This is a genomic window from Caproiciproducens sp. LBM24188, assembly GCF_054130445.1.
In genome coordinates, this window is the sequence record NZ_CP196862.1 from 2956898 (window position 1) to 2977000 (window position 20103).

The 20103-nt window shown below is 50.4% G+C and carries 17 protein-coding genes; 4 read left to right on the plus strand and 13 right to left on the minus strand.

Going from position 1 to position 20103, the window contains the following annotated elements:
- The first annotated feature begins 481 nt into the window (after window positions 1-481).
- The 4 genes from ACSVDI_RS13945 (at window position 482) to ACSVDI_RS13960 (ending at window position 4498) form a co-directional block, all read left to right on the plus strand.
- Window positions 482-1141 carry a MobC family plasmid mobilization relaxosome protein gene (locus ACSVDI_RS13945; protein WP_457943726.1) on the plus strand — a complete coding sequence of 220 codons (660 nt, stop codon included), beginning with the start codon at window positions 482-484 and terminating at the stop codon, window positions 1139-1141.
- Between the two features lie 71 nt (window positions 1142-1212).
- Window positions 1213-2421: a relaxase/mobilization nuclease domain-containing protein gene (locus ACSVDI_RS13950; protein WP_457943728.1), complete on the plus strand. Its 1209-nt coding sequence runs from the start codon at window positions 1213-1215 to the stop codon at window positions 2419-2421.
- Between the two features lie 78 nt (window positions 2422-2499).
- Window positions 2500-2748: a hypothetical protein gene (locus ACSVDI_RS13955; RefSeq protein ID WP_457943730.1), complete on the plus strand. Its 249-nt coding sequence runs from the start codon at window positions 2500-2502 to the stop codon at window positions 2746-2748.
- Window positions 2749-2851: 103 nt separating this feature from the next.
- Window positions 2852-4498, plus strand: a complete 1647-nt coding sequence (locus ACSVDI_RS13960; protein ID WP_457943732.1) for a recombinase family protein — start codon at window positions 2852-2854, stop codon at window positions 4496-4498.
- 138 nt (window positions 4499-4636) lie between these two features.
- On the opposite strand, the gene ACSVDI_RS13965 is transcribed toward ACSVDI_RS13960, so the two are convergent.
- The 13 genes from ACSVDI_RS13965 to ACSVDI_RS14025 form a co-directional block, all read right to left on the minus strand.
- The gene (locus tag ACSVDI_RS13965; protein WP_457943734.1) at window positions 4637-6421 is read right to left on the minus strand and encodes an L-fucose isomerase; all 1785 of its coding nucleotides are present in this window, start codon (window positions 6419-6421) and stop codon (window positions 4637-4639) included.
- The gene (locus ACSVDI_RS13970; protein WP_457943736.1) at window positions 6408-7871 is read right to left on the minus strand and encodes a rhamnulokinase; all 1464 of its coding nucleotides are present in this window, start codon (window positions 7869-7871) and stop codon (window positions 6408-6410) included. Before ACSVDI_RS13970 ends, ACSVDI_RS13965 begins: the two co-directional genes overlap by 14 nt.
- On the minus strand, window positions 7868-8302 hold the full coding sequence (fucU, locus tag ACSVDI_RS13975) for an L-fucose mutarotase (RefSeq protein WP_457943738.1): 435 nt from the start codon (window positions 8300-8302) through the stop codon (window positions 7868-7870). Before fucU ends, ACSVDI_RS13970 begins: the two co-directional genes overlap by 4 nt.
- Window positions 8303-8555: 253 nt before the next feature.
- Window positions 8556-9716 carry a substrate-binding domain-containing protein gene (locus ACSVDI_RS13980; RefSeq protein WP_457943739.1) on the minus strand — a complete coding sequence of 387 codons (1161 nt, stop codon included), beginning with the start codon at window positions 9714-9716 and terminating at the stop codon, window positions 8556-8558.
- A 58-nt stretch (window positions 9717-9774) separates the two neighbouring features.
- On the minus strand, window positions 9775-10773 hold the full coding sequence (locus tag ACSVDI_RS13985; RefSeq protein ID WP_457943741.1) for an ABC transporter permease: 999 nt from the start codon (window positions 10771-10773) through the stop codon (window positions 9775-9777).
- Complete coding sequence (locus ACSVDI_RS13990) at window positions 10766-12277, minus strand: sugar ABC transporter ATP-binding protein (RefSeq protein WP_457943743.1); 1512 nt, start codon at window positions 12275-12277, stop codon at window positions 10766-10768. The genes ACSVDI_RS13985 and ACSVDI_RS13990 overlap by 8 nt, the downstream gene beginning before the upstream one ends.
- A gap of 14 nt (window positions 12278-12291) precedes the next feature.
- Window positions 12292-13281 carry an ABC transporter permease gene (locus ACSVDI_RS13995; RefSeq protein ID WP_457943744.1) on the minus strand — a complete coding sequence of 330 codons (990 nt, stop codon included), beginning with the start codon at window positions 13279-13281 and terminating at the stop codon, window positions 12292-12294.
- 63 nt (window positions 13282-13344) lie between these two features.
- Complete coding sequence (locus ACSVDI_RS14000; protein WP_457943746.1) at window positions 13345-13959, minus strand: DUF6553 family protein; 615 nt, start codon at window positions 13957-13959, stop codon at window positions 13345-13347.
- Window positions 13960-14282: 323 nt separating this feature from the next.
- Complete coding sequence (locus ACSVDI_RS14005; protein WP_457943748.1) at window positions 14283-15566, minus strand: response regulator; 1284 nt, start codon at window positions 15564-15566, stop codon at window positions 14283-14285.
- Between the two features lie 17 nt (window positions 15567-15583).
- Window positions 15584-16528, minus strand: coding sequence for a substrate-binding domain-containing protein (locus tag ACSVDI_RS14010; RefSeq protein ID WP_457943750.1), 945 nt, complete (start codon window positions 16526-16528; stop codon window positions 15584-15586).
- Complete coding sequence (locus tag ACSVDI_RS14015; RefSeq protein WP_457943751.1) at window positions 16525-18255, minus strand: sensor histidine kinase; 1731 nt, start codon at window positions 18253-18255, stop codon at window positions 16525-16527. The genes ACSVDI_RS14010 and ACSVDI_RS14015 overlap by 4 nt, the downstream gene beginning before the upstream one ends.
- A gap of 333 nt (window positions 18256-18588) precedes the next feature.
- On the minus strand, window positions 18589-19017 hold the full coding sequence (locus ACSVDI_RS14020) for an RbsD/FucU family protein (protein WP_457943753.1): 429 nt from the start codon (window positions 19015-19017) through the stop codon (window positions 18589-18591).
- A 15-nt stretch (window positions 19018-19032) separates the two neighbouring features.
- Window positions 19033-20046: an aldo/keto reductase family protein gene (locus ACSVDI_RS14025; protein WP_457943755.1), complete on the minus strand. Its 1014-nt coding sequence runs from the start codon at window positions 20044-20046 to the stop codon at window positions 19033-19035.
- Window positions 20047-20103: the final 57 nt, after the last annotated feature.

Below are 20103 nucleotides of genomic sequence, written 5' to 3' on the forward strand. Positions count from 1 at the left end.
AGCAAGTGGAATCAGGTACAACGATTACAGCAATAGTGGGCACCAAATTGCACTTTGAAAAGGAAGAGCCGGGGCAGTCAAGTTGAATTTCACCTTTAGGGCATAGACCCAGTTTAGGAGCATGATTGACGTTCCACCTCCAGGATAAGCAGGACGAAGGAATTAGGCACATTCGATGCCGGAAGACATGGGAGGTTTGCTGCTTGGAGTTGATGTGGGATCCCGATGGCCGAGACAGATAAAACATATGCGGTTTTATTTGCTCTGCCTGAAACCACAAAACTACCAGCTAAATCGCAGTATCTGGAGTAAAGGCTCAACCAGATTAACATGAAAATCTATGAAAAATGAAGACAAATTAAGTATGAGAGACTTTATTAAGGGAGGTTATCCAAAAGCCTTGAAAAGCTTGGAATACTGGGCTCTGCACGACGTAGCAACGGCAAAAGAATTGTTGAATTAGTTAAGGCAGGTGACGATAGTGCCGACCAAAAGCGTGTCTCATAAGTCTCGACCCTATCGGCACTTCATGGGAACAAACCATTCGCACCGTTGCCCCCTGTTTGCCCCTGTGTGGCGAGATTCACGATGGGATGGCATAACACCACCATATCTTCAAAAACAGCCACCAAGCGAGCAAGTGCCGACATTTTTCTTCTCTGTCGGTTATGCCTTTAACCGCAAAGATTACCGCTACCACTTTCTCTCCTCGGAGAGAGCCAGCATCGCAAACGGCTTGTCGGTGGCGTTGCCCCCGACCGCCGATGCAGCTGGCTGGGCAGAAGCCCAGACCCACTTTAAGAACGGAGGTACATCGCATATGGATACAAAAAAGCGAAGATTAAGCATTAAACTGACCCAAAAGGATTTTGATAAAATCCACCGAAAAGCCGAACAAGCCAACAAGAATATTACCGACTATGTTACCACCACCTGTCTCGGCAAGGAAATTGTCATCATCACCGACCTTGCCGAGGTGTTAAGAGAGCTAAAAGCTGTGGGCAGAAACCTCAATCAGATTGCCACACTCGCCAATATGGGCAGAGTGCAAGCCGTAAATTTAACGGAAACACTGGAGTGTTTTACTAAAATCAATCAGAGCCTGCAAGAGATTTTAGAGCGTAGGAGGTGGTCAGCATAGCCATTGTAAGCTTCGCAAAGTTTAAGAAAAAGCAGTCACGACCCAGTATGTCTGCGGTGATGAACTACGCTATGAAAACCGAAAAGACCCTGTTTAAGAGAGAGCGTTTGGTGTCGGGGTTGAACTGTTCTCCCGAAACGGTCTACCATGAATTTATCAATACCAAGTTGTACCACGGCAAGGACAGTGGTCGAATGTACTATCACATGGTGCAGTCCTTTCCCAAGGGCGAGGATGTGCCGCCTAAAATTGCACACGAAATGGCGGTCAAGCTGGCGGAGCATTTCAAGGATTACGAGGTGTTAATCTGCACCCACACCGACCGTGACCACATTCATTCTCACTTCATCATCAACTCCGTTGCCTTGGAAACAGGCAGAAAATTTCATATTAGCACTCCGGAGATTGAACCCATAAGGCAGCTCAATGACAGGCTGTGCATGGAATATGGCTTCGAGGTTTGCAAACCGAAGCCTAAGCATGAGCGTAGCAAGTCCATGAGTGTTTCGGAATATCACGCAGCAGCCAAGGGTGACAGCTGGAAAATGCGACTGGTGAATACCATCGATGAGTGCATGAAATATGCTGTCAGCAAGGAGCAGTTTATCGAGCTGATGGAGTTTGAGGGCTATGGTGTGAAGTGGACGGACAGCCGAAAAAGCATCACCTATACCACACCAAAGGGTATGAAATGCCGAGATGACCGCCTGCACGAATCAAAATATTTAAAGGAGAGGATGGAGCTTGAGCTACGAATCAGACAGGAAATTATCACTGGAAGAACTCAAACAGCGGAACAAACCGCAGCCACCACCACAGCCGATGCCCAGTCCCTGTCCTCTGACACAGCAGGATTTGGACGAGCTGTTCGAGATTTTACTCACGATGCAGGAGCAACTGAAAGCCTTACAACAGCAGAACCACAGCCTAAAAGCACAGATGAACAATCTGCTCACGAGGACGGAGCTGGAGCGAATCAGCAAGATACTCTCGCAGATACAGCAGAGCTTATCACAGGCTGGGAAACCGAGAGAGCGTTCCTTTTCTCTGCCCAAGCTGAGATTGCCCGAGCTGGAATGGACACCTCTGTGGGTGGTAATTCCCTTGACATTGCTGGCATTGGCAATAGCGTGGTTCAGCTTGGACGCTCTTTGGAACGGCTTGACGCCCCTGCTCCGGTGAGAGATAGCACCACTCAAAGGGTCATTCACGAACGCAAAAAGGGTGTCGGTCAAAAGCAGGATGACCACAGCGGATATGATTTTGAAATGAAAATGTAGGAACCTCACCCCTTTACAAAATTATAGATTTTGAATGGGTTAAGAGAACCTTGATGCTTCGTATGATGGAGGGATTAAATGAACAAAAACACTGGATTTTATGGGGAAACCTTGCCTTTAACAAGGCAGCAGGACGGAAAAGTAATGCCTATTTATCGTGATGCCGGAGTATATTTTGACGACACTGGTATGCGTACCGAACGGCAGATGAAGATAAACGGTCAAACCTTCTTTGTCACTTCTGTATTTCCTTCTATTGCTACAGCTACACCCACAGAAAAAATCATTAAGCTGATTGACTTGGATGTAATGAAAAAAGCAGAGTAGTTTCAGATATTCAGTAGACTTTGGCAAATCATTTGGGTATGATGTGGTTGCGGTTCTACCGCACACATCGTATTCAGTTTGCCAAGAGAAAGGAGCCGTAAAAATGGCAAACGATAAGTACACAATTTTATATGCAAGGTTAAGTCAAGATGATGGCAGTCAAGGCGAGTCTAACAGCATTCAAAACCAAAGGCTGATTTTAGAAAAATACGCAAAGGAAAATGGTTTTGAAAATCTAAAATTCATGGCAGATGACGGTTACTCGGGTACGAATTTCAACAGACCATCATTTAAAGAACTAATGTCGCTGGTGGAAAATGGCGAAGTCGAAACCATAATTGTAAAAGATATGAGCCGATTTGGGCGTGAGTATTTAGAGGTGGGGAGATACACTGAAATCGTATTCCCCAACTATGACGTGCGATTTATAGCTATCGGAGATGGCATTGACAGTCTGTATGGAAACGATGATTTTACCCCTTTTAAAAATATAATCAACGAGCTTTATGCAAAAGACTGTAGCCGTAAAATCCGTGCAGCTAAGCGTGCCAAAGCTGAAACAGGTGCTTGGCTTGGTGGCAAGCCTCCCTATGGGTACATGCGTGACCCGGAAAATCCAAAGAGCCATCTTGTTCCCGATGAAGAATCTGCCGAGGTTGTAAAGCTGATATTTTCTCTCTGTGTTGGTGGTAAAGGTCCCAATCAGATTGCACGAGAGCTAAAAAAGCGTGAGATACTCACCCCGGCACATTACTATTATCGCAAAGAGGGGAAGAAGAATGCCAAGCTGAATTTGGAGCAGCCATACAAGTGGCACTCTGAAAATGTAATACGAGTTTTGGAAAATGAGGTTTATCTTGGGCACACCATCAGCCTTGTCAACACCACCAAGTCCTATAAAAATAAGAAGCGTGTGGTGCGTCCAACCGATGAGCAAGTGCGTTTTGAAAATACCCATGAAGCTCTTGTGGACAAAGAAACTTGGGATATCGTCCAAAAGTTAAGAGAGAGTAAAATCAGACCGACACCTATGGACAACCCTAACATTTTCTCAGGACTGTTATACTGTCAGGACTGTGGGGACAAGCTTGATCTCTATCGCACCCACACCAAAGGCGAGAATTACAATAATTTCAAATGCCGAACTTACAACAAAAACGGCAAAGACTTTTGTACATCTCACTACATCCGAGAGGATGCCATTAAAGCAATTGTGCTGGATGATTTAAGGCGTGTCACTCACCTTGCCCGGACACATGAAAGCTTATTTGGAAAGTATCTTAATAAGAAAAACACCTCACAGGTGCAAAGTGATATTTCAAATTTGCATCAAAAAATAGTAAAGCTCAAGCATCGTGAGGAAGAACTTAAGGCACTTTTCAAACGTCTCTATGAGGATAATGTGTTGGGAAAAATTCCAAATGAAGTATTTCGTGCCCTAAGCCAAGACTACCTTGATGAGCAAAAAGAAGTAGCAGCTGCTATTCCAGAGAAAGAAAAAGAGCTGGAAAAGCTTAAAAGAAGCATTGCCAATGTAGATTTATTTATAGCCAAAGCCAAGCAATACCCTGAAGTCCCAGAGTTGACCTCCGAAATACTACACCTGTTCATTGATAAGATTGTGGTTGGTGAAAAATCCGAACGATACTCAAGAACAGCATTTCAGCAGGTAACAATTTATTATCGTGATGTTGGAATGCTGGATTTAGCAGATACACAGGCGCTTCAAAGGGAATTAGGTGTGGCATAAGAATAGCAAAAGGCAGACAGCTGGGTAAAAGCTGTCTGCCTTAATGCAATAAAACTATTGAATTGAAAATCTTTCCCTACAACACGGTGGTTAATGCAGACACCGCTTTTTATATAACTTTCTTTATGTTGCAAAAACTTACTTGTAGAGGGGGCCGTACTGTCTGCAGGCAGCATAATCTGCCGCTTGTTGGTCCTGCGTGCCGAACGAGGCCCATGCATGCGGGCGGTACACCTTCTCCGCCGGAACGTTGTGCATGGTGACCGGAATACGCAGCATGGAAGCCAGCGTAATCAGGTCCGCACCAGCGTGGCCGTAAACCGTTACGCCGTGGTTGGCGCCCCAGTTCGCCATAACGCTGTAAACATCGGTAAATGCGCCGGTTCCGGTCAGGCGGGGGCTGAACCATGTGGTCGGCCAGGTGGGATCGGTGCGCTTGTCAATCGTATTGTGGACTTCGTCGGGCAGGTTGACCGTCCAGCCTTCGGCGATTTGAAGCACCGGGCCGATGCCATCCACAATATTAAAGCGCAGCATGGTAACCGGCATTTCCGCCTTGCAGCGGAAGTGGCTGCTGAATCCGCCGCCACGGAAGTACTCGTAATCTGCGCGGCACCAATCGGTCGCTTCCAGGCAGGCCTTGATATCGGATTCTTTCATCTCCCAGAACGGTTTCATGACCGGTTCACCCTGCTCGTTTCTGCAGGCACCGCTGCCGTCCAGCGCCGTCGCGCCGGAGTTGATCAGGTGAATAAATCCGTTTGCGGCCTTCCCGGTAGGCTTCCATCCGGTTACGCGCTGGCAAGCCTCCGGGCTCCAGTAGGTGCGCACATCGTGGAAGCAGGGGGCGGTATGGGTAACCAACGTGCCCAGCAGCATGGAAATGCCGTTGCAGGTATCGTTTTCCGTGGCAAACGCGGTCGGCTGCTTCGGGCCGTTCCAGTCGAACGTACTAGCCATCAGGGATTCTGTAAAGTCTGCGTTCGGCAGCCAGTCCGTCCAGTTACGCTGCCCCTGGAAGCCGCCCAGCACGGCGTTCTTTCCGAGCGCTTCTTCGTGCCAGCCCATTTCCTCCAGCTTTTTGTTGCCGTAAAGAATGTCGCGCATGACAATCGTCATCTTGGTAATGAATTCCCAATCCTTGTCCGGAGGAACCACCTTGGACTTTGTGATCACCTCGGGCAGGTTCTTCGCGGCGTTCTTGTCAAAGCCTTCCCGGCAATTTTCCTGAACCCACTTCAACGCTTTTTCAAATTCCTGCGGATCGTAAATATTCAGGGTAATGCGGCGGAGAATCTCCGTCAAATCCACCCATTCCGCACGAATTCCAAAATACTTCTGCATAACGGAAGCGTCGCAGTAGCTGCCTGCAATCCCCATAGCAACTCCGCCGAAGTTTACATAAGCCTTGTTCTTCATCCAGCCGACGGCAACTGCGCAGCGGGCGAAGCGAAGGATCTTTTCCGCAACGTCCTCCGGAATGGTGGAGTCCGTCGCGTCCTGAACATCATGGCCGTAAATGGAAAACGCCGGCAGTCCGCGCTGTGCGTGTGCCGCCATAACCGCCGCAAGATACACTGCGCCGGGGCGTTCGGTTCCGTTAAAGCCCCACACCGCTTTAATGGTTTTGGGGTCCATGTCGAACGTTTCTGTACCGTAGCACCAGCAGGGTGTTACGGAAAGCGTGGCGACTACATTTTCCGTAGCAAACTGATCCGCGACCGCTGCCGCTTCTGCGCCGCCGCCGATGGTTGTGCAGCCTACCACACACTGAACCGGCGTACCATCCGGGTATTTCAGATTCTCCTCAATCAGTTTTGCGGCTCCTTGAGCCATTCCCATTGTTTGTTTTTCCAGACTTTCACGAACGCCGCCCCAGCGCCCATCGATGATCGGGCGGATTCCGATTTTAGGATACAGCATTGTTTATCACTCCTTTATTCAATATCGTTTGAAAAGTCTCATACGCAAGGTTCCACTGCTGCGTTTCCGCAGGGGTATAATGCTTTAAAGTCTCTGTTGCGGCAATCAGGTCGCGTCCTGCGTCAATATTGCCCAACTTGCCAAGCGCAACCAGCTGGATAATGATATTGCCCAGCGCGGTGGCCTCCACCGGCCCTGCAACTACCGGCAGGCCGGTGCTGTTTGCGCTCATCTGGCAAAGCAGGCGGTCCTTGGTGCCACCGCCCAGAATATGAAGGGCGGAAAAACGCTTTCCGGTCGCATCCCGCAGCTGTTCCACCGCATAGCGGTATTTCAGTGCCAAACTTTCATAAATACACCGCATCACCTCGCCGACCGTTTGCGGCGGGGTCTGCCCAGTTCTGCGGCAAAACTCCCGCACGCGCTCCGGAATGTCCCCCGGGGGCGCAAACTCCGGCGCATCCGGGTCGATAAAGCAGCGGAACGGTTCCGCCTGCAGTGCCAAACGTTCCAGATCGGCGTAAGAATATTCTTCGCCTTTCTGGCGCAGGGCACGGCGGCTTTCCTGAATCAGCCACAGGCCGATAATGTTTTTCAGATAATTGACCCGCCCGTTTGCACCCAGCTCGTTCGACAGCCCCAGCTTCATGCTGGCCTGGCTTAGAATAGGGCGGTCCAGTTCGGTACCGAGCAGGCTCCATGTGCCGCAGGAAAGGAACGCAACGTTCGGGTCGTGGGTGGGCACTGCAGCAGAAGCGCACTGCGTATCATGCCCTGCCACGGCGATTACCTTTGCCCCGTTATGCATCACGCCGGTAATGCTCCCGCTTTTGACCGGCGGAAGCAGGATCCTTTCCGGCAGGCCAAACGCTTCCAGAATATCGTGGCACCAATCGCCGGTTTCGGTGTCCAGCAGCTGGCTGGTGGAAGCGATGCTGCGTTCGCAGGCAGGCACCCCGCTCAGGGTGTAGGCAAACAGATCCGGCATAAACAACAGGGTTTTTGCCTTTTCCAGCAGCTCGGGCTGTTGTTCCTTCAGCGCCATCAGCTGAAACAGAGTGTTGAAAAAGATCAGCTGCGTTCCTGTCTTACCGTACAGTTCCGAGGCACGCATGGTCTTTAACGCTTTTTCAATCATGCCGTCCGTACGGCGGTCGCGGTAATGCACCGGGTCCGCCAAAAGCGCACCGTTCTCATCCAAAAGCCCAAAGTCCACACCCCATGTGTCGAAACCGATGCTGTCGAACGCGCCGGCCTTATCGATACCCTTTTGCACTTCCGACCGCAGCACGTCGAAGTTCCAGCACAGATGCCCGTTGACTTCATGAGGGACATTCTCAAAACGGTGAATTTCTTCATAGGAAAAGTTTTCCCCGTCATAGGTTGCAAGGATTGCACGGCCCGAGGATGCGCCGAAGTCAAAGGCTAATACTCTGGTGGCCCCGTTCATTTCACCACACCTTTTTTCAGCAGGATGTTTGCATAAATAGCCGTTTCGCCCGTTGCAACAATGGCATACGCTTTTTTCGCACGTTCGTAAAACGCAAAGCGTTCCGTCATTTCAATGGCTTCCGGGTTTTCACCGTGCTGTTTCAACATTTGTTTGTAAATGTCCCAGATGACCGGCTTTACCGGGTCACCGGGAGTCACCTCCATCAGCGCCGCCGGCTTTGGTGTATACTGATCCAGAGGAATCAAAGATAAAACGGCATCCAGAATTTCCGGAACACCGTGACCATCCGCACGAATGACAATCGCGTTTTTCCCCACGCTTTCCGCAGGGAAATTTCCATCGGCGATGACAATTTCATCGCCATGTCCCATTTCACAAAGTACTTTCAGCAATTCCGGCGACAGGATTGGATTGATATTTTTCAGCATAGTGGGGTCTCCTTAAAAAAAGTTTGATTATCGGGAATGTCCTTCCCAGGATGATATGATCATTTTAGTGCCGGACTGGTTGTTGCAAAAAAGATTTTATGATTCCGTGTTTTTTGTGTGCAGTTTGCGGGTTTTTCTTATCGAATCCCGAAACGAATTGCACGCATCGGTTCGGGAAAACCTGCGGCAAAGCACCTGTGCGCCCAAACCGGACACACAGGTGCTGGTTGTTCAGCCGCAGTGCTTTACGAAATTAATCGTAAAGGTTCTGAGCAATTTCCTGACTGGAGATGTTGTCTTTTGTATAGAACTGGCATCCGGTATCGGTATCTTTTACAGCCTTTCCTTCCGCAGAATCCGCAAGCAGATCGATCAGGACCTTACCGATTTGTACAGGAGCCTGGGTAACAGCGCCGTACATGGTGCCATCCGTTACAGCAGCTTTGATGACCTTGCCGGAGTCAAAGCCAATGGCAATGATTTTTCCGTCTTCCGAACCGCAGACATTCAGAGTTTCATTTGCGGTGATAATACCTTCGGCGGCAACCTGGTTGGAACCGAAGATCGCGATGGTGTCTTTCTTGTTCAGGATAACGCCGGCCTCAGTTGCGCACAGTTCGGTTGTGGTCTGGGAAGGTACGCGGACTTCAATAATCACATCAGCGTCTGCCTCTTTGCCGGTGCTGCCCTTGCAGGAACCCACATATTTGTCGTTACCGGTTACAAACACGGTGTGGTTGTCGGCTTTCAGCAGTTCGATCATTCGATCGATAAAGCCGAGGCCGCGGTTGGTGATGGATTCGGAGGTCGCATCTTGGTTTACTTCGCCGATACGAACCTGTTTTTGGCCGATGGAGCCCTTAATTTTCTCGTACAGGCCGTCCGCCGCTGCTTTACCGGCTGCATAGTTATCGGTGGAAGCGTTGGCAAGAACCGAACCTTCCGGAGCCTTCGGAACACCGGAGTCAAAACCGATGATCGGGATCTTGGAGCTCTGGGCGGTCTTAATGGAATCGAGCAGTGCGTTAACGTCCAGTGCGGCCAGACCAATTGCGTCCGGTTTCGCATTCAGCGCGGAAGTGAATTCCTGCACCTGAACTGCAATGTCGGATTCGGAATCCGGTCCCACAAAGTTCATGGAATACTTCTGATACTTCGCGTCTGAATTCAGCTTTTCCAGTTCTGCCTCAGCGCCCTTATAAACTGCCTGCCAGTAGGTAGACTGGAACCCCTTCGAAACAATCTCGAAGTGGTAGGTTTTGCCGCCGCCCGCAGCTTCGGATGAAGCTGCGCTGTTCGCGCTTGCGGCTGCCGGTTCTGCCGCGGAAGAGGTGGAACCGCCGTTGCTGCATCCTGCAGTAACCATTGTCATTGTCATAGTGGCTGCCATTATAAGTGCCGTGACCTTTTTCATACAGATATCCTCCTAATTTTAAAATATCGATATACGCCTATGGCGTATTTCTGATGTGTCAGGCGGCCTTTTTCCGTTTGGCCATATCGGCTGTGATGGCGGCAAGCAGAACCAGTCCGGTAATAATCTGCTGCCAGTTTGCCTGCAGGCCGATGTACGGAAGACCTGTTTTCAACAGGGAAATGACAAGCACGCCGAGCAGTGTCCCCACAATAGAACCGGAACCGCCCGTCATGGAAGTGCCGCCGATGATGGCACCGCCGATGGCGTCCAGCTCGAGGCCGGCGCCCGTGCCAGGGGTGATGTTGGAGAAGGTGCACGCATAGGCAATTGCCGCCAGCCCGGCAAAGAATCCGGAAATGATGTACGCGATAACCTGCCATTTCACAACATTTACACCGGAAAGGCGGAGCGCCTCTTTATTGCTTCCAATTGCCAGAATGTAACGGCCGATCTTTGTTTTCCTCAGAATAATGGACATGATGGCGATCAGAATCAGCATCCAAATAATTCCGATTGGAATAATGGTCTTACCGACGGTAATCTTAAAGATACTGCGGCACCATCCGCCGGCGGAGCCTGCCATCGGCCACACGCCGCTAAGTCCGCCCGTCAAGATCGAACCCAGCCCGCGCACAATCATCATGGTGCACAGGGTGGTAATGAACGGGGGCAAATCCAGCTTGGCAATGATGATTCCGTTGATAAAACCGATGATCAGTGACATGATCATGACAACCAGCATTCCGACGCCAACCGGCATGTGACCGTTTGAAATGACGTAGCTGCCGACAATCGCGTAACAGATGAGCCCGGTGCCGATGGAAAGGTCAACGCCGCCCGTCAGCAGGGGGAAAGTAACGCCGATGGCCATGAGCAAGATATAATACATGTAGTTGCATAAGGTTACGACGGTTGTGTATTTACGGAACGATACGCTTGCCAAACTGAAAAAGATAAATAATACGATGATTACGCCAACAATAATAGCCTGCTGTGTTCCAAGACTTTTCAGAAACGGGTTTGCGGCAAGGCCGCTTTTCCTTTTTTCATTCATTGTCCGACCCTCCCGCGCGCAGTGTAGCATAATGCATAATTTGTTCCTGCGAAGTTTCCTTAATATCCAGCTCTCCGGTAATGCGGCCTTCGCACATTACAATAATGCGGTCGCTCATGCGCGTAATTTCGGCCATTTCAGAAGAGATCATGATGATGGATTTTCCTTCGTCCACAAGACGGTTCATCAGTTCATAAATTTCCTGTTTTGCGCCGACATCAATTCCTCGGGTTGGTTCGTCAAAAATCAGGATATCGGAATCGCCAATTAACCATTTTTCAATAACGACCTTCTGCTGGTTGCCGCCGGAAAGATTCATGACAAGCTGGTCGATGCCCGGTGTTTTGATTCGCAGCGTATCCACGTACTGCTTTGTCACCTGTTTTTCCTTGTTCTTGTCAATAAACACGCCCTTGCAATACCTTGGCAGGCAGGTCAGCGTCGCATTTTCCGTAATGCTCTTCTTCAATACGATGCCAAACCGCTTGCGATCCTCTGAAAGGTAACCGATGCCATGCCTTACGGCGTCCTCCGGCGTGTGGATCTCCACTTTCTCGCCTTTTATGTAAATATCACCGCTGTCCTTCGGGTCCGCACCGAACAGAGCTCTTGCCATTTCTGTTCGGCCTGCGCCCATCAGGCCGGAAAATCCGAGAATCTCGCCCTTGTGCAGTTCAAAGCTCACATCCTGCACCATGCGGCCTGCATTCAGGTGCTCCACCTTCAACACAACCGGAGCGTCCGGCGGAACATGGCTTTCCGTTTTCGGAGTTTCGTAAATGACGCGCCCGACCATCATGTTGATGATGTCGTCCTTCGTGCAGTCCTTCGTAATGAGTGTGCCTACATAGCAACCGTCGCGCATAACCGTAACGCGGTCGGTGATTTTCTTAATTTCGTCCATGCGGTGGGAAATATATACGATGCCAAGCTGCTGGTCCCGGAGGTTCCGGATGATTTTAAACAGCTGCTCAATTTCCGATTCGGTAAGCGCCGCGCTGGGTTCGTCGAAAATAATGACTTTGGCTTTATGCGAAATGGCCTTGGCAATTTCACACATCTGCTGTTTGCCAACCGTCAGTTTGCTCATGGTTTCCTTTGGATTGATGTCGATGTTCAGCTGTTGGAAAAGCTTTCTGGTGTCGCTGTTCATTTTGGCGTCATCAATCAGGAAGCCGTTTTTCGGTTCGCGCCCGATAAAGATATTCTGCGCCACGGTAAGATGCCCCATCATGTTCAGTTCCTGGTGGACAATCACGATTCCGTCTTCCTGCGCTTCCCGCGGGTTGTTATATTCCACCTCGCGGCCTTCGTATGTAATGGTTCCGGCATCCTTTTTGTAAATACCGGTAAGCACTTTCATCAGCGTGGATTTTCCGGCGCCGTTCTCCCCCATCAGGGCCAGAACCTCGCCTTTGCGGATTTCCAGGTTCACTCCGCTGAGCGCCTGCACGCCGGGGAACCTTTTGTCGATTCCCTTCATGGTTAAAATAACGTCACCCATTGCTCACGCCTCCATTAATTCTTTCTTTTTCTGCTGAGCGTATCCGCGGTGACAGCAATCAGCACAATAATGCCCGTAATGACATACTGATAAGAAATGGTGAAGCCCATTGCAAGGATGCCTTCCTGCATCAGCGCGATAATTAATGCACCGATGACCGTGCCCAGCATAGAGGCAAGGCCGCCCGCCATGGAAGTGCCGCCCATTACGCATGCGGCGATGGCTTCGTTGTTGAACGTATCACCCAGACCCGGCTGAACGGTGGTATAAGCGCCCACATAGAAGATTGCCGCAACGCCGGCAAGAAGCCCGCAGATAATATAAGCCAGCATTTCCCACTTCTTAGTATTTACACCGGAAAGGCGCACCGCTTCTTTGTTGCTGCCGATGCAAAGTATGTATCTGCCCGCCTTTGTTTTATTCAGCACCACCGCACATATGGCAGCGACAAGGCAAAGCAGGATAAACCCGACGGGAACGTCGCCCCAGCGCACCAGATAATGGAACCATGCGTTTTCGTTCCCTTCCGTAGGCCAGGTGACGGACTGTGTTTTTGTAAATACGCTTCCTACGCCTTTCGCAATCTGCATGCACGCCAAAGACGTAATGAACGAAGGCAAAAAGCGGTAGGCGACAAAGTACCCGTTGATGATTCCGAACAAAACCCCGATGACGATGCTGAGAATCAGGCACAGCCACAGCGGAACGTGGTACTGTGTGAGGCAGTAGCCGGAAACCAACGCCGCCGTAAACATAACGGGACCAATGGAAAAATCGATTCCGCCCGTAGCGATAACAAAAGTAACCCCAAGCCCCAGAAATCCAATGAAGTATGCATAGTTGAGCGCGCTGAGAATGCGGTCGTACTTTAGAAAAGTTGCGCCGGAATGCAGCACCGGGGTAAGCAGTGCAAAGACTAGGTACATCAGCAGGATGACGCCAATCAAAACCACCCGGTTAAAGCCAATTGCCCTAACAACCGGCAAATTCTTAAATTTATTCACGTTGACTGTTCCTCCCTGTTAAGAATTGCTTGTTTCAGAACATAAAACCCTAATTGCGGTCCATTAAGCAATCCGTTTTTTTGTGCGGCGTTTTTCCTGCCGTTCCAATCGTTCCTCTCCATCCGGGTACTGCACAATAAATTCGTCGCGTACCGCCTTGCGGAACAGCGCCATGTCTTCATCCGTTTCAAAACGCCGCGAAAGGCCCTCCGTTAACTGCCATACCTCGCGGGCCAGCTTATCCCTGCGCTCACTCTCATTCATCGTGACAATTCCCATCAGTTTTTTGCCGTATGATTTGCTTTCGCAGGTGCTGAAATACCGCCGCGCCGCGTTTCGAAGTTCCAGGTAAAGGATTTCGCGCCCTTTGTCGCCGTATTTTGCTACGGCGGAGAATCCAAGTGCATCCATGGCGGCCCTGATTTCCTTTTCCGTTCCTCCGCTGAAAAAGCCTGGAACACGGTACAGGGAGATTAAGTTTACGATTTGCCACAGAAACATATCCACCGGATGCTCGTCGTTTTTGGGATCAACGTGCCTTAAGGACCAAAGTGTTTGAAACAAAGGAACCTCCGCGTCCTGCGGATGATCCCGGCTGAACCGTTCGAGCAGCTCTTTGCGCCGCCCAGGGTCAAGCTCGGCAAAATAAGTTTCGCGCAAAGCTTCTTCCTCCTCCATGAAGCCGTCTCCTTTTCTAAATATAAAACGTTTCATTTTCTGCATTATAGCAAAGGATACTTTTTTATACAATAGATTTCCGGTAAAGTCATCGATATTTTAACCCGATCAGCGATTTTTCACCCCACCCGCTTTCCCGGTGGTATAATTTTCGATTTTTTCCTTCTTTCACCTCAATAATGCACATATTTAAATATTTTTTTTATTAAAGATAGGTCATCCTATAAAAATTTCCCACTTTTCCTATGGAAGTTCTTTTTTGCATAAAAAAAGCCCTTCTTTCCGAAAAAACGAAAAGAAGGGCTTTTTAAAAGTGAAACGTTTTATTTATCAACTTGGTTTTGTGGTGATTTAGGGGTTGCTTTACTTCTCATTTCCGCAGGAGTCACCCCGAAATAACGTTTGAAGCAATAGCTGAAATAATGGGGATCAGAATAACCGGTCAGTTCCGCAATCTTATAATTCTTGAGGCCCTGTTCCAGCAGGAGGGCTTTCGCCCGTTCCATGCGTGCCTTCGTGATGTACCCGATGATGGATAGCCCCGTCTGCTGCTTAAAAAGCGCCCTCAGGTAACTGGGGCTGACATGCAGATGCTCGCACACAGAGTCCGCCGAAAGGTTCGGGTCAGCATAAGTGCTTTCAATGTAGTTGACAGCGTTCCAAACAGCCGTGTGACCGCAATGGGTCTGCTGCAGGTCCTGTTCGGTATAAAGCCGGTTTCCACCGTGGCGCACACTTAGCTCCATCGCCTTTTCCGCTTCCGCAAAGCTTCCCGCAACCCCGGCGCAGCCGCGGCAGACGCTGCCCAGTCCGGCGGTTACGGTGAAATGGAGCTTGGTACTCACAATCTGCAGAATCGATTCGGCGAAATCCTGCATTACGCATTCAATGGAATCGGCGGGCGCGGTGCCGACCAAAGCCACCACATCGCCATGAATCTGAACGCAGCCAAGCTGTTTGTCTTCCGCCAGCTCTGTGGTCACATTGCAAAGTGCAAAAAGCAACGTGCGCTCATCCACATTGTCCCAGTAGGTTCCACGGCCGGCGCGGTCCGGGCGAAACGCTGCAGCCTGAAAGACGGTGTCCGCGTTCCAGTGGAACCCGCAGCTTTGCGCGCGCTCATAGATGGTGTCACTTTTCGCCATATCGCTGAGAATATCCTGCATCAGCATCTGGTTGCTGCAGCGGTAGGCATGTTCCAGGTCCGCCATTCTATGCACACGCTGTTTTTCGGCGTCCAGCGCGTCGCGCGCTTCCGTAAGAACTTTCAAAAGCTCCTGCGCCGTTGCGGGTTTAATGATGTATTTCATCGCGTTGAGTTCCACCGCCTGCCGCGCGTAATCAAAATCGGCATAGCTGGTGAGGAAGGCAATCTTCACCTGCGGGTAGCTGTGGCGAATCTGCCGAGCGGCTTCCAACCCATTGATAAACGGCATGTTAATATCAAGAATGACCAAATCGGGAATCTCTTTTTCCATCTGCTCCATGAGCTCGTACCCGTTGGTACAGCACGCGACTAAGGAAAATCCCACGCTGTTCCAATCCACCATGGTACTGATTCGGTCGCGCACCAGGGTCTCGTCATCTGCAAAAACAACCTTATACAAAACAACACCCCCCAACCTTAATTTGAAAACGGAAAGATCAGCTGCTGATACAGTTTATCGAACAGATTGCTTTTGTCCACCGTATAAATATCGGTATAAACGTCCTCGACCCGCTGTCCGTTCAACGCCTTTACCGCGGTTTCCACGCTGTAATATCCCATTTGATACGGGTTTTGCAGCAGGGCGATGTCCACAACACCCTGCTCCATATACATAGCCTCCGTCGGCATACAGTCCACTGCAAAAACACGCACGTTTTTCCGGCCGGATTTGCTTAGCGCCTGCGCTGCGCCGGCCGCGGACGGTTCGTTCAACGCTGCAATGGCCACCAGGTCGGGCTCGGATTTCAGCAGCGCCGCCGTCAGCTTTTCCGAAATGGCATTATCGGAACCGCCGTACTGTGTTTTGAGCAGTTGGAACCGGCTGTACCTCGCCATCGTATCCCGAAAGCCTTTCTCCCGCTGCACGGCCGGGTAACTGTCCTGCACAAAGCTGATAACCGCCACCTTGCCCCCGGTTTTTACGCGGCTTTCCAGGCTCTGCGCCAGCTTACTGCCCAGCATGATGTTGTCGGTGCCAACATAAGCAAGCGTTTTTTTGCTGTTCACGTCCGAATCCACCATAATCACCGGAATACCCGCATTCACGGCGTTCTCCACGGGTTTTACCATGCGATTGTAATCGGACGCGGCAAGAATAATCGCGTCGGGCTTTTCCTGAATCGCCTTTTCAATGTAGCGCAGCTGGTCGGCCGGGTCCTTTTCCTCCTCCGGCCCATCCATTTGAATTTCAGCATGGTTCGCCAGAGCGGCGGACTGCGCCCCTTTGCTCAAGTTTTTCCAGAACTCCATGCTGCTTCCCTTAACAATGAGCTCAATTTTATAGGTTTTCATGGCAAAGCTGCAGGAGGTCAATGAGAAAATCATGACAGAGGTAAACATCAATATGAGAAAACGCTTCATGATTCCACCTCTTTCTGCGCCTCCGGAAACTGGAGTGGAAGCTTTACCCAAACCGTGGTGCCCTCATCGGGCTCGCTTTCCAGTGTAAGGCCGTACTCCGGCCCGCAGCCCAGCCGGATTCTTTCGTGTACGTTCTTTAACCCAAACCCGTTACGGGATTTTGGGGAAGTCTCCAGAATATGCTCCAGTTTTTCGGGCGGGATACCGCATCCGTTGTCGCGCACCTCAAACAGAAGCATATTATCCCGCTTTTGCGCCTTCACGGTAATGACGCCCGATTCGCCTAAGGTTCCCAGCCCGTGCACAATGGCGTTTTCCACCAGCGGCTGAAGAACCAGCTTTGGCGTAATCGCTCTTTTGATTTCATCTTCGCAGGAGATTTCGTATGTAAAGGTATTGTAGAACCGCAGCTGCTGAATAATCAGATAGTTTTCTACCTGCTGCAGTTCCTCTTCCACCGTAATGGACTCTCTTCCGCCGGACAGCGACATGCGGAAAAACTTCGCCAGCGCCATCACCATGTGAACCACATTTTTCTGGTCGCCGCTCTGCGCCAGCCAGACCACAGAGTCGAGCGTATTATACAGGAAATGCGGATTAATCTGGGAATACAGAGCTTTGAGCTCGCTTCGTCGCAGCTGCTCCTGCTCCTCCTTCACCTGATTCATCAGCTGTCGGATTCGCCGAACCATCCGATTAAACGAAGCGCTTAGCGTGCGAATCTCGAACACTCCCTTTTCCGGCGCACAAATGTCTTCGCCGTCCCCGGAGATACGCCCCATCAGAAAGACTAACTGGCGCAGCGGGCTTACAATCCCGCGGCTGACGACGATGCTTGCGCAAAACAGCGCCAAGGAAAGCAGAAAAACCGCTGTCATAATGTAGTTTTTCAGGCCGTTTCCATATGCGTCCAGCCCCTGAAGCGTGGACACCCCGATGACCTTCCAGGATGCGCCGGAAAGCGTCTTCACGGCGACAGACAGCTTCTGCCCGTCATTTGTCACCTGCGAACTGCCGTCCCGAAGGTGGGATGTAGCCTGAAATTCCTTGGGCTGAATTCCTGCATAAATCATCTGCTGCATTGGATGATAGATAATACTGCCGTCCGTGCCCATAATATAGAGGTAGCCGTGGTTTTCCAGGTCGCGCGTACAAAGGTCGCGGATGCGGTTAAAATTCATATCCACCATGACCACGCCGTTGTGCACCACACCGCCCTGCTTCCACGTGACCCCGCGCGTCAGCGTAATCACCCACGGATAGTCGCCCCAGAAAAGCCTTTGCACATGCGGCACCGAAATCAAATAGTTGGAATGCTGAGCAATTACTCCGGTAAACCAGCTCTGCCTTGTCAGATCAATATCGCCCCGGAGCGTTCTGCTGTCGGTACAGAAAACCGCGTTCTGTGTTTCATCAAACACGGCGATGGTTTCGATGTCGTCACGCAGAAAGACGACTGTGCTCCGGTTTAGGTTTTCGACCGGTTCCTTGGCAAGCAGATTGGTAATGGTGTCCGATATGGATTCCATTTCGTCAATATAGCTGTCAATCGACTTTGCGACATCACTGACAATCTGAATGTTGTTTTGACTGACCGAATAATTGATGGTCGCGCTGGCATGGCTGTAAATCAGCTGAGAAATCACCATTACCGCCGTCAGGGAAAGTCCTAGCATGACAATGGACAAAACAACCTGAAGACTGTTCCACCGAAACTTTCTGCCCAAACGAATACTCGTCCGGGTTCTTTTTTCGCCTATGCTGCGTCTATCCTTCAAAGCACGAACTCCTCTTTTTGAAAAGGCTTCGCCGATTTACCGGCGAAAAGCGCTATAAACCACAAAAACGCCGGTCAGAGCAGCCTTGCGATTGCTTCCATCAGCGTTTCCTAAGTTTCAAGTTGTACCTATCGTAGCATATTGACTATAATCTGTCAACAAATCGCGTCTGTGTCAGTTTTTTTCACCAACATTGGTAAAATATATAAATTTGGATTCAATTCAAGAAGGGTGCTGCCAAGGAATCCATCCATTCGGCAGCACCCACACATATTTTTTGAATTACTTAATTACGCCCTTTTTCAAGATGACGTTTGCATACAACGCGGTTTCCCCAGTTGCGACCACGGCATACGCCTTTTTGGCGCGGTCATAGAATTCAAATTTGTCGATACAAATTTCCCGCAGGCCCTGCTCCTCGTACTTTCTTCCAATTTCACGGTATGTATCCCAAATCACCGGCTTATAGGGGTCATCCGGCAACACTGCCATGAACACCGTGGGATGTTCCACATAAGGGTCAAGCGGCATCAGCTTCAGTATAGCTTCCATCAGTTCGGGGATTCCGTGCCCGTCACAGCGTATCACGTTTTCCGCATGGGCAAATTTTGGGAAGTTTCCGTCTGCCAGCACAATTTCATCACCGTGCCCCATTTCCATCAGTATTTTCAGAAGCTCCGGCGGAAGAATGCTGGGAATACCTTTCAACATAATTGGTCGCGCTCCTTATTTTGTAATTTCGCCGTTTTCATCCCAAAGGGCATGCCAGTCGTTTGCGCCCGGCCATAAGAACACCTGGCCCTTGATTAAGCGGCAGTTTTTGTCGGCGCGCCTTAGTTTCTCCATTTCCTCGTCCGTAAGCGGGTCCTCGATGGTGCATTTCAGATTGCTGACATACTCGTTTTCATGAATGGAGAACGGAATCGGAATCTGCCCGCGCTGAACAGCCCACTTCAGGCAGATAACGGCGGGATGCACATGATGTGCCTGCGCGATTTCCATAACCTCCGGCATCTGGATATCGGCAATATCCTCCGGGGTTTTGTCGCGGTCGGGGCGTGTGGGGCTGCCGATGGGGCAGAAGCCGATGGGCTGGATGCCGTGGGCAACCACGTAATCGTAAAGCTCCGGCTGCTGGAAGCTTGGGTGCAGCTCCATTTCAATAACAGTTGGCTTAATGCGGCACAGCGGAAGTACCGCCTCCAACTTCGGGATGGTCATGCTGGACATACCAAGATTCCGGACCAGGCCCATATCGTAAAGCCGTTCCATCTGGCGCCAGGTTGCCATAAAATCCTCCACCAGGAACGGTTTGGAGTTCGGGTCCCTGGAATCGACGGAGCAGCCGGGTCTGTGGTAATTCGGGAAGGGCCAGTGCATAAAGTAAGCGTCGATATAGTCCAGCTGCAGGTCGCGCAGGGATTTCGCACAGGCGAGAAGCACATCGCCCTTGCCGTGCTGGTCGTTCCAGACCTTACTGGTAATAAACAGTTCTTCGCGCTTTACAACACCCTGCTGGATAGCATCCGCAAAGACCTTGCCAATCAGGTCTTCATTGCCGTAGACGGACGCGCAGTCAAACATACGGTAGCCGCAGCGAATCGCGCCCGCGACCGCATTGGAAACCTGCTCCGGGGTGAAACGGTCGGAGCCAAAGGTTCCCATGCCGATACAGGGAATCTGCTCGCCGGTGGAAAGGGTGCGCTTTGGTACCAGTTTCGGATCAATAAATTCTGCCATAGTACATGTCTCCTTATCACAAATATTATAAAATGAAGGAAATGAATGGACAAAGAC